The following is a 15,615-nucleotide window of genomic DNA, read 5'->3' on the forward strand; positions in this document are numbered from 1 at the left end:
GTGGTCATTGCAGCGCGGGGCCAGGCCCGGCGCCAGGGTTCAGTCTGCCAGCCAGGCATTGGCCCAATGCTGCAAATGGTGCGGCATCAGCATGTAGTCGTGGAGCACGGCTTCGCGCAAGGCATCACCCTGGCGATAGCTGGCCTGCGGGTCGGCGAGGTGCATGCGGATCGCATCCAGCCATTGTTCCGTACTGTTGTCTTTCACCCGTGTGCAGGGCAGATAGCCGGCATAGGCCCGCGAATCGGTACAGATTACCGGAAAGCCGCACGCGCCATATTCGAGCAGGCGCAGGTTGCTCTTGCAGTCGTTGAAGAGGTTCTGTTCGAGCGGCGCCAGCGCCAGATCGAGATTGAGACTGGCCAGTTTGCGCGGGTACTCGGCCAGCGACACGGCGCGGTGAAACTCCTTGACATAGGGACGTAGCGGCTCTGGGCACATGCCAAAGAAGACCCAGTCGACCTCGTCAACCAAGGCTTTGATGACGTCCAGCAGTAATTCCAGATCGCCGCGGTGGCTGGTACCACCGGCCCATCCGACGCGCGGGCGAGCGCTGGTCTGGCGGCGACTGGCGAGGTCTTTCCACATCGGTGCAGACAACATGTTCGGCACCACGCGGATGTCCTGGTGCATGCTCGACAGCGCGTCAGCCAGAGGCTCGGTGGACACTACCACGCGGTCACACAAGCCAATTCCCTGCGCCACCAGCTCGCGGATATTGCTTGGCAGGTTGCGCGCATGGTCGTTCTTCTTGGGTGGCTCGACGATGTAGTCGTCCAGCTCGTAGATTCGTCTGGCATTGGAAAAACGCTTGAACCGGGCCATTTCGTGCAGGTTTGTCGGGGTGTAGCGACACTGCAGGATCATCACATCCGGCTGCTCTCGCTGCAGTTCGATCAACCCGGGCGTCATGTAGTTGATACGCCCTTGAATCCAGCCGGCGCGCTCCAGTTCGGTGAATGGCTGAATGACCCGGTAATGGCCGATGGCCGTGGTATTGGTCGGCAGAGCCAGCACCGAAGGCATGACCCTGGCAATGAACGGATCCCAGCCAGTGCGCAAGCCAGGCTCAAGATTGAAATTACCCAGCTTCAAACTCAGGTTAGGGTTGTAGGCTGGGTCCAGCGCCACCGACGGCAGCCAGCGATCGTAGCAGGCTTGCGTGTCGGCCAACTGCACCTGGTCGGGCGTTGCCGATGCGGCCGCGCGCGATAGCTTGGCCACTCGGGAAAAGGGCGTCCAAACCACCAGATAGCCTGCGTCGCGAGCGCGCAGGCAGAGGTCAAGGTCGAACTGCGATGCCTGCAGGTGGGCAGTATCGAGCCCCTGCAACTGCGCAAACAGCTCACGCCGCACCAACAGACAATCCAGGCTCACCGCACTCCAGCTCTGCACCAGGCGCTGGCGGTTCAGGTAGCCATCTGCGTTCAGGTTATTGCTGGCGAAGGGGCTGCCAGCGGCAGCACCGCCCAGGCCAAGTACCAGGCCAGCGGATACTACCTTGCCATCGCCCGCGCACAGCATCGGCCCCACCACACCCACTTCCGGGCGCTGGGCTTGCTCCATGAGCGCGCTCAGCCACTGCCCGTCAAACAGCGCGCAACCGCTCTCAAGCAGCAGCAGGTAATCACCTCGTGCGTGCTGGCTGGCTTGATTGAGCACTGCGGCCCTGCCCTGCGCCTGCACCTCGACCACCTGCAGCTGATCCGCGCCGACGCCACGCATGGCCTGCAGCCAATCACGGACGTCGGCAGGCTCGTCACCAGTAGCCACTACCAACACTTCGAAGTAAGCGTACCGGGTGTGTTCAAACAGCGATTCGACACACTGCCTGAGCGCCTGCAGGTCGTGTCCTGCGCTGATCAGCACCGACACGCTCGCTGGCGTTTCATGCAGGTAATTGACGCGACAGATCAGGCTGCCCGGCTGGCCCTGCACCTGCGCCTTGACGCCAAGGCGACGCAGATGAGCCTCGACCACGCGCGCTGCCTGCTGCTGCGCATCCGCCTCGGCCAACCATTCGGCATAGCCAGACTGGCACTGCACAAGCACCTGTGGGACATGTTCTACGACGTGCAGGCCCTTGGCCTCGACCATGCGCCAGAGCAGGTCATGGGCCGCCATGCCGGAAAACTCAGGATCGAAGCCGCCCAAAGCGCGCAGCGCAGTTACGTTGAACGCAAGCATCCGCCCTACGTAAGGCAGGCTACGCATCAGATCAAGGTTGAAATCCGGCTTGAAGATCGGCCGACCCGGCTCAAGGTTGTCGAAGCCGTCTTCATCGGTATACAGGCAGAGGCTGTCGGTGCGCAGGGCCATGCGCTCGGCGAGAATCACCAATGCGTGAGCATGGACCCGGTCGCCGGCGCGCAACAGCCATACCCAGTCGGCGGGTTGCTCAGCGGCGCTCAGCCACTGATTGAGCTCGGCCAGACCGGTGCCGTGGACGACCTGGTAGCAGACTCCAGGTGCATCCACGCCGGCCAGCTCAGCCGGGCCCTGCACCAGAATCTGCGCGCTTGGATAAGACTGTACAGCCAGACTATCGAGGGTTTCCTGCAAAGCCGCCTCATCACCCTGCTGGCAAACGATGACCGGCACGATGCGTGGCTGGTTGGGCCATTGCTCGATGCGCTTGGGCAACAGTTGCAGTTGCCCCGGCGACAAGTTGCGGCAGGCCAACCACTGCGCATAAAGCTCGGCAAAGCTCAGTGCCTGACTGCCGACCTGCTGCTGGAAGTTGGCGATCTGGCCGGAATAGAAACGGCGGATATCAAACTCTTCCCAGCGCTGATCCGGCTCGCCATTGAACGCTGCCAGTGGCAGGTAACGGACCCAGCCATTGGCGGGCGGCAGGTCGCCAGTACGTGCAGCAAGCATCTGTTGCAGCCACTGGGTTTCGACCTTGAACGCTTCGATAACGCCAACATTGTGGCTGAGCCTGGCCGCGTGAACCCGCTCGACACTGAGCACCTGCTCCAGGCTGGCCAGATGACCCCGGCGCAGCACACATGCATACAAGGCAAGGTCAAGGCGCGCGGTAAAGCCCTGGCCGTCGAGCACCAGATGGCTTAGATATTCTTCGACCTGGGCGCGGCGGAAAAGCGCGTGGCTAATGCCACCGAACAGGTTCGGCGCATTGTCGGCAATGCTCGCCAACAGGTCTGTGCCGATCAGCACGGCACTCTGCGGGGCAATGACGCTGTTGAGCGAGCGTGAAGGCAGCAGGATGTCATCAGCCGAGCACACCAGGCGCTGGCAGATGACCATACTGACCTGCGCCAAGTCCTGCAGAACCTTGGCCTGGCGAGTGATGCAGCTGTCGAGCAGCATATCGTCATCGCAGAGAAACTTGATCAGCTCACCCGAAGCCTGTGCCAGACACGCCTGCAGATTGCGGGCAAAGCCCAGTCGCACCGGGTTGCGCAAGTAACGCAGCGGCACCGCGCTGTCTTTGCCAAGCTCGGCGCAGATGGTCTCGATCTGCTCATCGGCACTGTCGTCGCAGACGACGATCTCAAGATTGGGGTAATCCTGGGCGATGGCACTGGCCAGCGTGGCGCGGAAGAATTCAGCATTGAAGGCAGGAATGGCAATGCTGACGACGGGCTGATCACTCACGATGACGACCTTGACAAGGTTTACGGTTCACTGTGACAGCCAGCATGGCGAATCCAGTGTGTGGCACGCTGCAGGGCCCCTCACGGGACCCTGCGTGGATGGCGATGCCGGCCTGGAACAATCAGATGTAATTGACCAGCGACAACCCGGCGACCTTGGCGAAGGCCTGCAGGGACGCCTGCAGCATGTTGGTCTGGCGCTGCAGCCGCAGCATCACTTCGGCCGGATCGCTTTCGCGAATCGAGGTCTGGGTCTTGCTGTTCTCGGTGCTCAGCGCTTCATTGGTTTCTGCCTGCACATCCAGCGCCTGGCCACGTCCACCGATAGCACTGACGGACGAGCTGACCTGATTGATCGCGCTGCCAATGTTGCCAATGGCTGCATCCAGCGAAGCCTTGAAGTTCTGCTTGGCGACCGGGTCCGAATCGACCGGCGTGCGCAGTGCCGTGCGCAACTGGCTGAGGGTGTCGAGCACATTCTGGGTCTGGTGGGTATCAGCCTTGACCGAGAAAGAATCACCTGCATCCGGGGCGGTCGACAACGTGAACGTCACCCCGGCAGCAGTTGCGGTATACGGGTCAGCGGCCGTGCCGCTTCCGCTCAATGTACCGCTGCTGACCGGGCGACTGTCAGCGCTCAACGGTGCGGCGTAAAGGTCGAACTGGGTCGGGTCGGTTTCAGAAATCTTGAGGATCGCGCCGCCACCGGGGAATGCCGCCTTGTACAGGGCTTCATCGCTGATGCTTGCGCCGGTGACCTGGCTGCCGGACGGGCCATTGCCGGCACTGCGGGTGCCGCTGATGCTGTCTGGCTTGGCGCCGAGAGTAAACGAGTGGCCTTGCAGCGCGGCATCATAGTCGGCTTCGTCACCTGGCTTGAAGCTGATATCAAGGCGCAGGTCAACGCCGCGGAAGTTGATCGAGGTATTGGTGCCTTTGGGGTCGAACTTGCCGCCCTGGGACGCTTCGTTGGTCACGTCATCGCCATTGGCGGCCGTGATCTTGAACTGAGTGCTGCTGGTGAACTCGATGGTGTACGGCTCGCCGCTGCGGAAGCGGTCGTTGAATACCGAGCTGCCGGCGACCTGACCATTGGACATGTTGATGCGCGAGTCTGCCGCGGCAGGCGAGGTCAACTTGGCTTCGGTGCGGCTGGTATTGAGCGCCTGCTCGAAGGCATCGTAACCGGTCTCGTTTGCGGCCAGGCTAAGCATGTCACCCACCTGCAGCTGCAGGCTGGTCTGGTCACCTTTGTAGCTGTAGGTGCCGTCAGCGTTCTTCACATAAGGCTGGGTATCGCCTTTGGAGCCAGAGAACAGGTACTTGCCGTTCTCGTCCTTGCTGTTCATCAGCGAGAACAGTTGCTCTTCCAGTGAGCCGAGTTCATCAGCGTTGGCCTTGCGATCGGAGTCGGTAAAACCGGCGTTGCCCGAGCTGATGGCCAGTTCGTTGACACGCTGCAGAATATTGCCAATGGCGTTCAACGTGCTCTCGCTGGTACCGAGCGCGTTGCGCACGTTGGTGATGTTGCCGCTGTACTGCTTGAGCATGTTCTGTTGCTGCTCAAGCTGCAGGAGACGCGCAGCGCCTACCGGATCGTCGGCCGCAGTACGGATGCGCAGGTTGTCGCTGGCTTCCTGCTGGCTCTTCACCGTGTTGGCAAGGTTGCGCTGATAGTTGGCGCTGGTGGTGTTGTAGAACTGCGAAGTGGAAATGCGCACGGTCTACGGCTCCTTAAAGGCTGTTGATCAAGGTGGCGAAGGTTTCCTGGGCCGCCTTGATGATCTGCGACGACGCGGTGTAGTACTGCTGGAACTTGATCAGGTTGCCGGTCTCTTCATCGACCGAGACCCCCGACAAGGAATTGCGGCTGTCCAACGCAGAGTTCTGCAATGCACCGGTGGCGTCGCTGTCCATCTTCGCCTGGCCGGCCTTGCCGCCTACGTTGGAGACCAGCTTGGCATAGGCGTCGCTGATGCTGATGCCCTTGCCGTTGGCGCCCACATCTACGGTCGACTTGGTTTGCAGGTCGAGCACAGACTGAGCATTGCGATTATCCGCCGAACCCGAACCGGTCAGCGCCACGCTGTAGCTGTCGCCGTTTTTTGGCGCGCCGTTGACGTTCATCTCGAAGGTAAAATTGCCACCTAGAGCATTGCCGTTGGCATCGGTCAAAGGCACCGACAATTGCAGCTTGTTGTCCTGGCCGGGGATGATCGTGCCGGTGCCGATCGAGTCACCCTTGGCGTTGTACAGGGTGTAGCTCTGCGGCGAGGCGCCATCGTCGCCGAACACCAGTTTGACCGGGGTGGAATACTTGAGGCCGGTCTGCAGCTTGTTCAGCTCGGTTGCGTCGTAGATGTCCAACTTGGTGGTAAGGGTTGGCTGGGTGATCACGCCAGTGCCCTTGTTGCCCGAACCGCTGGTAGCGGTCAGCGGCGAGGCCATGGCCAGGCGCTTGGGGTCGGTCAGCACCGACTCAATGGTGGCGGCAGCATTGCGCGTAGGAGTGATCTTGAAGCTGTCACCGGCAGCATAGGTGCCGCCATTGCCCGACAGGCTGAAACCATCGAACACCGGCGCCGGGTCGTCGTCGAGGTTGTGCGTGCCCATGTCGGTGCCTTCCGGCAACTTGCGCACGGTATATTCTTTCAGGTTGGCCGGGTTGTTGAAGGTAACCTGATAGTCGCTGGTGCCAAGCTTGCCGCTGTCGGCAATGGTCACGTTGATATTGCCGGTGCCGGCATTGCCCTGCTTGGCGATGCTGCGCTCGCTGATGGCCTTGGCGCTGTTGATGTCGCCGAACAGGCTGGCGCCGAAGTTACCTTCCTTGTCGATGCCTTGGGCCAATTGACTGTTGATTGCATCAGCCACCACCAGTGCCACGCGACCGAGCTCGTTGAGCGCCGGGTCGAGGGTTTCCTTGCGGTAGCGGATCAGGCCGCCAAGCTCACCACCGCTGGTGCTGTTGGTGATGTCCATCTTGGTCGAGCCGCGATTGAGGATCAGGCTCATGCGGGTCGGGTCGGCCGCGCTCGGCTCGACGCCAAGGGTCTGGGTGGTGTTGCCCAATACCAGCGCCTGGCCGTTCTTCAGGTAGATGTCGTAGTTGCCGTTTTTTTGCTCGACCACATCGGCGCCGATCAGTGACGTCAGCTGGCGGACTGCACCGTCACGCTGGTCGAGCAGATCGTTGGGCTGGCCGGTGACTACGCTGACCTTGGAGATCTGCTCGTTGAGATCGGCAATGGTCTTGGTCAGGTTGTTGACCTGAGTGGCCAGCGAAGCCATGTTGCTGTTGGTGTTGCTGTTCTGCTGATTGAGCTGGGCAGACAACGTATTGAAACGCTTGGCCAAGGTCTGCGCGCTGGTCAGCAGCAACTGGCGCGAGGCGTCTTCGGTCGGCTTGGCCGAGGCATCCTGCATGGCGCTGAAAAAGCTCTGCAGCGCTGCAGTGATACCGGTATCGGCACTGGACAGGGCGTTGTCCAGCGGAGTGATCTGGCTGAGGTAGGTGTTGGCATCGCTGGACAGCGACGTAGTGGTGCGCAACTGATTCTCGAGGAACGCGTTGTACACCCGACGTACGTCGGCCAGGGTGGTACCGGTACCGATGAATACCTGGCCAGTCTGCTGGCCGCCGCTGGTCTTCTGCACGTTTTGCTGACGCGAGTAGCTGGCGACATCGGCATTGGCGATGTTGTTACCCAGGGTGTACAACCCCGACTGTGCGGCTCCAAGCCCAGACATGCCAATATTGAGCAAACTCGCCATGGTTCTCTACCCTTAACGTTGCGTGGTGGTACCGAGCATTGCGTAGCTCTCGTACGACTTCATCTGTTTAGCGATCTGCGAGATCTTGCTGGCGTAGTTCGGGTCGGTTGCGTACCCGGCCTTCTGCAGCTCTCGCACAAACTGTTCTGGGTTATCGGCCGACTTGACCGCATCTTGATAGCGCGCATTGTTCTGCAGCAGGCTGACCAGGTCGTGGAAACTGTCCTGATAGGAGTCGTAGGAACGGAACGCGGCGGTTTCCTTGACGAAGGCGCCATCGCGGAACTCGCTGGTGATCGCCCGCGCCTCACCGCCCTGCCAACTGCCGGTGGCCTTGATGCCGAACAGGTTGTGGCTGCTGCTGCCATCGGTGTTGCGCATCACCGACTTGCCCCAGCCGGTTTCCAGCGCGGCCTGGGCTACCAGGTAGCGCGGGTCGATGCCGATGCGCTTGGCCGCTTGTTCAGCCATTGGCAGCATGGTCGAGACGAATTCGTCACTGTTGCCGAAGGCCCTTTTCGGCGCCAACGGTGGCTGGGCCATGGCCCGACCGAGGATGCGCGTACCGCCATCGGCGGCAGCAAACGCTTGCGCTGGCTCCCAGTCGCCCTTGACCACGCCATTGACCAGTTGCCCGTCACGCGCCGGCAGGGCCGCGCCAGTGCCGGCCAGCGCCGGGTTGCCGGCAGACGGCACGATGCCGGCCAGCAGCCGATCGGTGAGCTTGCCAGGCAGCGACAGGCGCCGCGAGTTGAGCGCGGCGACGTCATTGCGCGCGGCACTGCTGGTATCGCCGTGAACCGGCGTCGCCACCTTGGTCCCCCACAGCGCAGGGCCTGCGCCCTCGCCGCGCAGGAACGGGTTGGGCGTCGCGACCGGGTTCTTCTGCTTGGACAGTTGCCGCACCAGCACATCCTGCAAGCCGATGCCGCCGCCCTCGCGGGACATACTCACGGACAGCTGCTGGTCGTACATGTCACGGTACTGCTTGACCGTCTCGGTGTTCAGCTCGTTGTCTTCAGCCAGTACGTCACTGGCCTTGCGCGAGGCTTTGAGCATCTCGCTGATGAACAGCGACTCGAACTCCTGGGCGACCTTGCGCACGTTCGCTTCGCTGTCACGATCGCCATGCTTGAGCGAGGTCAGGCGGTTGAGGTCGGTGTAGGCACCGCTGTCGGCTTGACTGGAAACCAGACTCTTGGAGTTCATCAAAGCGCCCTCAAATCACGATCAGGTCGGCTTGCAGAGCACCGGCCTGTTTCAGCGCTTCAAGGATGGCCATCAAGTCACTGGGCGCTGCCCCGACCTGGTTGACCGCTCGGACGATCTCATCCAGCGTGGTGCCCGGGCCGAACTTGAACATCGGCTTGGCTTCCTGCTCGGCGTTCACGCGCGAACGTGGCACCACGGCCGTCTGGCCATTGGAGAACGGCCCCGGCTGGCTGACGATCGGGTCTTCGGTAATGGTCACGGTGAGGCTGCCGTGGGTCACCGCAGCCGGCGAAACCTTGACGTTCTGGCCGATGACGATGGTGCCGGTACGCGAGTTGATGATGACCTTGGCCACGGCCTGGCCCGGATCGATCTCGAGGTTCTCCAGAATCGACAGGTAGTCGACACGCTGGCTTGGATCCATCGGCGCAGTGACCCGCACCGAACCGCCATCCAGGGCCTGGGCAACACCTGGGCCGAGCAGCTCGTTGACCTTGTCGACGATGCGCTTGGCGGTGGTGAAGTCAGGGCGATTGAGGTTCAGGGTCAGGCTGTTGCCCTGGTTGAAACCACTCGGCACGGCCCGCTCGACACTGGCACCGCCAGGGATACGCCCGGCCGATGGCACGTTGACGGTAATCTTCGAGCCATCGCGACCTTCGGCGTCAAAACCGCCGACCACCAGATTGCCCTGGGCGATGGCGTAGACGTTGCCGTCGATACCCTTGAGCGGGGTCATCAGCAGGCTACCGCCGCGCAGGCTCTTGGAGTTACCGATCGACGACACGGTGATATCGACCACCTGGCCCGGCTTGGCAAACGCTGGCAGATCCGCATGGATCGACACTGCGGCGACGTTCTTCAGCTGCACGTTGCCTGAACCTGGCGGAACCTTGATGCCGAACTGCGAGAGCATGTTGTTGAAGGTCTGCAGGGTGAACGGGGTCTGCGTGGTCTGGTCACCGGTGCCGTTCAAGCCGACCACCAGACCATAGCCAATCAGCTGGTTGGTGCGCACGCCGGAGATACTGGCGATGTCCTTGAGGCGCTCGGCGTGGGCGCTGAACGCACAGGATACAAGCACGGTTGCGGCAATCAGCTGCCTGAAATTAAGCATGGGCATCCGTACTCAGAAAGGCCAAAGCGGGCTGAGGAAGAAGCGATCCAGCCAACCGGGCTGGCTGGCATCGGCAAACGAACCGGTACCCGAATAGGTGATGCGCGCATCGGCGACGCGGGTCGACGGTACGGTGTTGTCGGTGGCGATGTCATCGGCGCGCACCAGCCCGGCAATCCGCACCAGCTCGTCGCCGGTGTTAAGGGTCATCCACTTCTCGCCGCGCACGGCGATGATGCCGTTGGGCAGGACTTCAGCCACGGTCACAGTGACCGAACCGGTCAAGGTATTGCCCTGGGCGGCCTTGCTGTCGCCCTTGGTCGCGCGGTTACCGCTGTAGCCGGCTTCGAGCGACAGGTCACCACTACCCAACGGGTTGTTGGTGTTGGGGATGGCGCCGAACAGCGAAGTCAGGCCGAGGCTGGCCTTGCTGTCTTTGCCCACCTGGGAGTTGGCACTCTTGCTCGCCGAGGTACGCTCGTTGAGGGTGATCGTGATGATGTCACCCACCCGAAACGCCTTGCGGTCGCCATACAGGTTCTGCTCGAAGCCGGCCTGATAGATCGAGCCGTTGTTGGCCGACGCCGGCAATGGGGTGCGCGGCAACACCGGCGCGTAGTACGGGTCGTTGGGCTTGGGCGTCGGCGCGACGCAACCGGCCAACAACACCGCCCCACCCAGGGCGAATACGGACAACAGACGACTCATGACGCTTCCCTCACGGTAGAACTGGCGCTGCAACAGCGACCTAAGGTTTACAGCTGCTGGGTGACGAACCCGAGCATCTTGTCGGCGGTCGAGATGACTTTGGAGTTCATCTCGTAGGCACGCTGGGTGGTGATCATGTTGACCAGCTCTTCCACGGTGCTGACGTTGGAGTTTTCCAAGGTCTGCTGCAGGGTAGTACCGAAGCCGTTCAGGCCCGGGGTACCGACCTGTGGCGCGCCGCTGGCGGCGGTTTCCAGAAACAGGTTGTTGCCCATTGCCTGGAGGCCTGCCGGGTTGATGAAGTCAGCCGTCTGCAGGTTGCCGATGATCTGCGCTGCCGGGTTGCCGGCGGTGGTGATCGACACGGTACCGTCCTGGCCCACGGTGAAGGTCTGGGCGTCGTTGGGGACGACGATCGCAGGCTCCAGGGCAAAACCGTTGGCGGTCACGACCTGGCCATCGGAGTTCAGGTGGAAGGTACCGTCACGGGTGTAGGACACGGTGCCGTCAGGCTGCAAGACCTGGAAGAAGCCGCGACCATTGACCGCCAGGTCGAGCGGGTTCTCGGTGGTTTGCAGGCTGCCGGTCTGGAAGTTCTTCTGGGTGCCAACGATGCGCACACCGGTACCGACCTGCAGACCCGAAGGCAGCTCGCTGTCTTGCGTCGACTGAGCGCCAGGCTGGCGTTTGATCTGGTACAGCAGGTCCTGGAATTCGGCGCGATCACGCTTGAAGCCGGTGGTCGAAACGTTGGCCAGGTTGTTGGAAATGACCGTCAGGTTGGTGTCCTGGGCGGACAAACCGGTCTTGGCGACCCAAAGTGCCGGAAGCATAGTGTTCTCCTCGCGCGCCTGTTTTTCGGCACCCGTTCAAAATTGATTAGCTGATTTGCAAAACCCGGGCCATGGCTTCATCGCCTTCCTTGGCCGTGTTCATCATCTTCACGTGCAGTTCGAACTGGCGCGACAAGGCCAGCACCGAGGTCATTTCCTCGACGGCATTGACGTTGCTCGACTCAAGGAAACCCGACACCACCTTTACGTTGATGTCGGCATCCGCAGGCTGGCCACTGGTGGTGTGGATCATGCCGTCGGTACCTTTGGTCAGGCCCTTGATGTCCGGGTTGACCAACTTGATCCGGTCGACCTCAGCCATCACCCGCGGGTCTTCACCCATGGCGCGAATGCTGATGGTGCCGTCTTCGCCGATCTCGACCTTCTGCTCGGGCGGCACGGCAATCGGGCCGCCGTTGCCGATCACCGGCATGCCATTGCCAGCGCGCAGGACGCCGAGGGCGTCAATATTGAGGCTGCCGGTGCGTACATAGGCTTCGCTGCCATCTGGTGCCTGCACGGCGATAAAGCCATTGCCGGTCACGGCAACGTCCAGCTCGCGGCCGGTTTCCACCAGCGCACCGGCGGTGAAGTCGGTGGCCGGGCGCTCGGACAGGGCAAATGCTCGCGACGGAAAGCTGTCACCAAACACCGGCATCGAGCGCGCCTGCTCCAGGTCACGCTGGAAACCGTTGGTTGAAACGTTCGCCAGGTTGTTGGCATGGGCCTTTTGCGCCAGCGCGTTCTGGCTGGCGCCGGTCATGGCCACGTAAAGCATCTTGTCCACAGTCTTCCTCCACTGCACTGGCGATTGCTTGCCGCTCGCCGCTGCTATACAGGCGATAAAGCAAGTTCCGAACCAACTTTTACAAAGCATGAAAAAGCCCGTGTTTACGGGCTCATGGGGGATAGTGGGGAAATACTCACGCCGGATATCCGGCGCTTGCTTGCCGCCGGCGGCAACTGGCTACAATTCGCGGCAACCGGCATTGTTGAAGGGCCCGGCAAAACGCTTCCAGCCCTCCCCTGGCGACCACTGCGAACACACCAGCCGGCCATCCACCTGGCTTTCCCAGCGCCACCACGGCGCGGTGCCAGCCTGGGCCTGCAGCAGGTACAACACAGCAGCGCTGGCGATGATCAGTTTTTTCATGTCCACCTTGCCTGAAACGACGAGCCCCTTGCAGTGAAGGGGCTCGTCCAGTGTCCATCCTCAGCGCTTTTAGCCGACCATCTGGATGGTGGTCTGCATGATGGTGCTCTCGGTCGAGATGGTCTTGGCGTTCGCCTGGTAGTTGCTCTGCGCCTTGATCAGCTCGACCAACTCCTGAGTCAGGTTGACGTTGGAGGCTTCCAGCGAGTTGGACTCGACGCCGCCCAGGGTGCCGGTCTTGGGTGCGTCAACGCCCGGGATACCCGACGCGAAGGTCTCGGTCCAGCGGGTGCCGCCGATCTGCTGCAGACCCTGCTCGTTGGCAAAGCTGGCCAGCGCCACCTGGCCGATCGCCCGCGACTGCTGGTTGCTGAAGCTGGCAAACATGACGCCGCTGGAGTCGATGCTCAGGCTCGACAGAACACCGGTGGCGTAACCATCCTGCGACTGCGACATGCGCGCGGTCTCGGTGTTGTACGAGGTAGTGCTGTTCATCGACAGACGCATGCCATCCGGGTTGCCGGCCGAGCCATTGGAGCCCCAGTTGCCGGCACCGTCTTTTTCGGCCGGGATCCAGCCCTTCATGCTGAAGACATTGTTGGTCACACTCCATTCGGCGCCGGTCGGCAGGCCAGTCTGGTCGGCCGTCATCGAGGCAACGCTGCCGTCTTCGTTGAAACTGACGGTACCCACCAACGGCGCGGTGCTGGTCGGATCCATCGGGTTACGGCCGTCGACCAGGGTATACATGGTCCACTCGTTCTTGCCGGTCTTGCGATAGAACTGCTCCATGGTGTGCTCGTTACCCTGGCTGTCAAAAACCTTGGTCGGGAACGACTTGGTGTATGAGGTTTCGTCAGCCGGGTCGAAGACGATATCACCCGCGCCAGGCGGGGTAGCCGGCAGCGGAATGGAGGTTGCCGAGGAGTTCAGGTTGATGCCCTGATCGATCAACGTGGTGGCTTTTGGCGCCAGTGACGAGGTGTCGATCTTCAGGTCAGTGAGGATGCCCTTCTGGATCTTGCCGTTGGAATCAGCTGCGTAGCCCTGCAGACGCAGGCCGTCGGAGGTCACCACAAAGTTGTCTTTGTTGTTCTGGAAGGCACCGGCACGGGTATAGACCTGGGTGCCGTTGTCGGACAACACGAAGAAGCCGCGCCCCTGGATACCCATGTCCAGCACGTTGCCGGTGTTGTTCACGTCACCCTGGCTGAACTGCTGGGAAACCGCGGCCAGGCGCACACCATTGCCGATCTGGTTCTTGCCCACGCCCAGACGGTTGGCGCCGGCATAGACGTCGGCGAACTCGGTGCGCGAGGACTTGAAGCCATTGGTATTGACGTTGGCAATGTTGTTGCCGGTGACGTCCAGTTGCTTGTTGGCTGCGTACAGACCGCTAAGGCCGATATTGAAAGACATGCTGTTGCTCCTTGTGCCGTTCTGGCCTTAGATACCGATGGTTTGTACGTCGGAAAGAGAGACCTTGCCGACGCCGGCGAGGTTGAGGACCATTTCGCCATTGGCGCTGAAACTGACGCTGGTGACCTTGGCCGGCAGCAGGGTATTCATCTGTACCGACTTGCCGTCCACCATGGTGCTGGCGGTAAAGGTGTAGGTACCCGGATCGACCTTGACGCCCTTGTCGTTGGTGCCGTCCCAGATGAAGTCGGCGTAACCGGCTTTCTGTTCGCCCAGCTCAATGGTCTTGACGGTATTGCCGTCCTTGTCCTTGACCGTGATCTTGGCTTCGCTGATGCCTTCCGGCACCACAAACTGCCCATTGAAGCTTGCACTGGTGTCAACCACCGCCTTGTCGTTCTGCACGATCACCGAACGACCGACCAGCGACGACGCCTGCAGCGCCTGGGACGAACCCAGCGAACTGGTGATTGCATTGACCGACTCGTTCAGCGAGGTGATGCCTTCAAGGCTGCTGAACTGCGCCAACTGCGCCACGAACTCGCCATTGCCCTGCGGTTCAAGCGGGTTCTGGTGCTGCATCTGGGAAACCAGCAACTGCAGAAACGCATCCTTGCCCAGCGAATCAGTGCCGGTCTTGGATGCCGTATCGGTGGTCACCTTCTTGGTCCCGGTGCTGACACCCGACGCTGCGATCACTTCATTGAGGTTGGTACTGTTGATAGCCATGGTCCGGATTCCTTATCACTGACCCAGGGTCAGTACCTTCTGCATCATGGTCTTGGCAGTGTTCATCAGCTCGGCATTGGTCTGGAACGAACGGTTCGCCGAGATCATGTCAGCCATCTCTTCGACCACGTTGACGTTCGGGTAGTAGACGTAACCGTCCTTGTTGGCCGCCGGGTGATTAGGCTGGTAGCGGGCTTCCAGATTGCTCTGGTCTTCGATGATGCCCGTTACCTGCACGCCCTGCCCCGCTTCACCCTGGTCTTCGAACAACGACTGCCCCATGCCGGCCTGGGCCTGCTGGAAGGTGGTGGCGAACACGGGGTGACGTGCGCGGTAGGTCTGGTCGATGCTCGACGAGACCGTCTCGGCGTTGGCAATGTTCGAAGCGACGGTGTTGAGGCGGGTATTCTGCGCGCTCATGCCGCTACCGGCGATATTGAAAACGTTGGAAAGGGACATGGTTACTCTCCGCGCAGGGCCGATACCAGCCCTTTGAATTTACTGTTGAGCAAAGTGAAGCTGGCCTGGAAACCGATCGCGTTTTCGGTGTAGTTGGCCTGCTCGACCTGAGCGTCGACGGTGTTCTGGTCGACCGACGGCTGCGTCGGTGTACGGTACTTCAGGGTGTCGTCACCCATGGCCAGGCCCTGCGCTTCGATATGGCGAGTATTGGTGCGGTCGAGCGCGATGCGGCCGTTTTGCTGCTTGTCGCTCTCAGCCGCCAGCACCGACGAGAAGTCCATGTCACGCGCTTTGTAGTTGGGCGTGTCGGCGTTGGTGATGTTGTTGGCCAGGACCTCTGCGCGCTGGGCGCGAAAGCCCAGGGCTTTTTCATGGATGCCAAGCGCTTTGTCGAAACTGATGCTCATGGATGCAAACCTTCGCCGATGGGGCCGGAGTGTCGTTGGCGAAGTTATAGCAAGGCCTGTGCCAACCAGCTGGAAGGCACGGGATCAGGGCGGTCAGCCTTGCTTGCGAGCATAGGAATGCCAGAAAAGCGGCAAAGTGCTTCCGCTTGATGGTAGGCGGGCGGCAATAGTTGGGCGGCAA

At 61.3% G+C, this 15,615-nt stretch carries 13 protein-coding genes; all 13 read right to left on the reverse strand.

The features are described from left to right. Positions 1–39: 39 nt before the first annotated feature. The 13 genes from AC58X1_RS21455 to flgB all read right to left on the reverse strand — a co-directional run bounded on the left by AC58X1_RS21455 (position 40) and on the right by flgB (position 15,434). Complete coding sequence (locus tag AC58X1_RS21455; protein WP_497429434.1) at positions 40–3,621, reverse strand: glycosyltransferase; 3,582 nt, start codon at positions 3,619–3,621, stop codon at positions 40–42. Between the two features lie 121 nt (positions 3,622–3,742). Further along, positions 3,743–5,341 (reverse strand): flagellar hook-associated protein 3, encoded by a 1,599-nt coding sequence (locus AC58X1_RS21460; protein WP_150569788.1) that lies wholly within the window; start codon positions 5,339–5,341, stop codon positions 3,743–3,745. Positions 5,342–5,354: 13 nt separating this feature from the next. Continuing rightward, positions 5,355–7,394, reverse strand: a complete 2,040-nt coding sequence (gene flgK / locus AC58X1_RS21465) for a flagellar hook-associated protein FlgK (protein WP_497429435.1) — start codon at positions 7,392–7,394, stop codon at positions 5,355–5,357. 12 nt (positions 7,395–7,406) lie between these two features. Continuing rightward, positions 7,407–8,603, reverse strand: a complete 1,197-nt coding sequence (flgJ, locus tag AC58X1_RS21470; protein ID WP_497429436.1) for a flagellar assembly peptidoglycan hydrolase FlgJ — start codon at positions 8,601–8,603, stop codon at positions 7,407–7,409. Between the two features lie 10 nt (positions 8,604–8,613). Then, positions 8,614–9,723 carry a flagellar basal body P-ring protein FlgI gene (locus AC58X1_RS21475; RefSeq protein WP_101317781.1) on the reverse strand — a complete coding sequence of 370 codons (1,110 nt, stop codon included), beginning with the start codon at positions 9,721–9,723 and terminating at the stop codon, positions 8,614–8,616. 12 nt (positions 9,724–9,735) lie between these two features. After that, the gene (flgH, locus tag AC58X1_RS21480) at positions 9,736–10,431 is read right to left on the reverse strand and encodes a flagellar basal body L-ring protein FlgH (protein WP_101317779.1); all 696 of its coding nucleotides are present in this window, start codon (positions 10,429–10,431) and stop codon (positions 9,736–9,738) included. 47 nt (positions 10,432–10,478) lie between these two features. Then, entirely contained in the window at positions 10,479–11,264 is a 786-nt protein-coding gene (gene flgG, locus AC58X1_RS21485) for a flagellar basal-body rod protein FlgG (protein WP_101317777.1), read from the reverse strand. Positions 11,265–11,310: 46 nt separating this feature from the next. Beyond that, positions 11,311–12,051, reverse strand: a complete 741-nt coding sequence (gene flgF, locus AC58X1_RS21490; RefSeq protein WP_150569790.1) for a flagellar basal-body rod protein FlgF — start codon at positions 12,049–12,051, stop codon at positions 11,311–11,313. Positions 12,052–12,231: 180 nt separating this feature from the next. Continuing rightward, positions 12,232–12,417: a hypothetical protein gene (locus tag AC58X1_RS21495; protein WP_150569791.1), complete on the reverse strand. Its 186-nt coding sequence runs from the start codon at positions 12,415–12,417 to the stop codon at positions 12,232–12,234. A 69-nt stretch (positions 12,418–12,486) separates the two neighbouring features. Next, complete coding sequence (flgE, locus tag AC58X1_RS21500) at positions 12,487–13,836, reverse strand: flagellar hook protein FlgE (protein ID WP_101317771.1); 1,350 nt, start codon at positions 13,834–13,836, stop codon at positions 12,487–12,489. A gap of 27 nt (positions 13,837–13,863) precedes the next feature. Continuing rightward, on the reverse strand, positions 13,864–14,565 hold the full coding sequence (gene flgD, locus AC58X1_RS21505; protein ID WP_101317769.1) for a flagellar hook assembly protein FlgD: 702 nt from the start codon (positions 14,563–14,565) through the stop codon (positions 13,864–13,866). Positions 14,566–14,580: 15 nt separating this feature from the next. After that, the gene (gene flgC, locus AC58X1_RS21510) at positions 14,581–15,024 is read right to left on the reverse strand and encodes a flagellar basal body rod protein FlgC (RefSeq protein WP_101317767.1); all 444 of its coding nucleotides are present in this window, start codon (positions 15,022–15,024) and stop codon (positions 14,581–14,583) included. Between the two features lie 2 nt (positions 15,025–15,026). Next, positions 15,027–15,434, reverse strand: coding sequence for a flagellar basal body rod protein FlgB (gene flgB / locus AC58X1_RS21515; protein ID WP_101317765.1), 408 nt, complete (start codon positions 15,432–15,434; stop codon positions 15,027–15,029). Positions 15,435–15,615 lie beyond the last annotated feature (181 nt).

This window comes from Pseudomonas sp. PGPR N4, assembly GCF_059693665.1.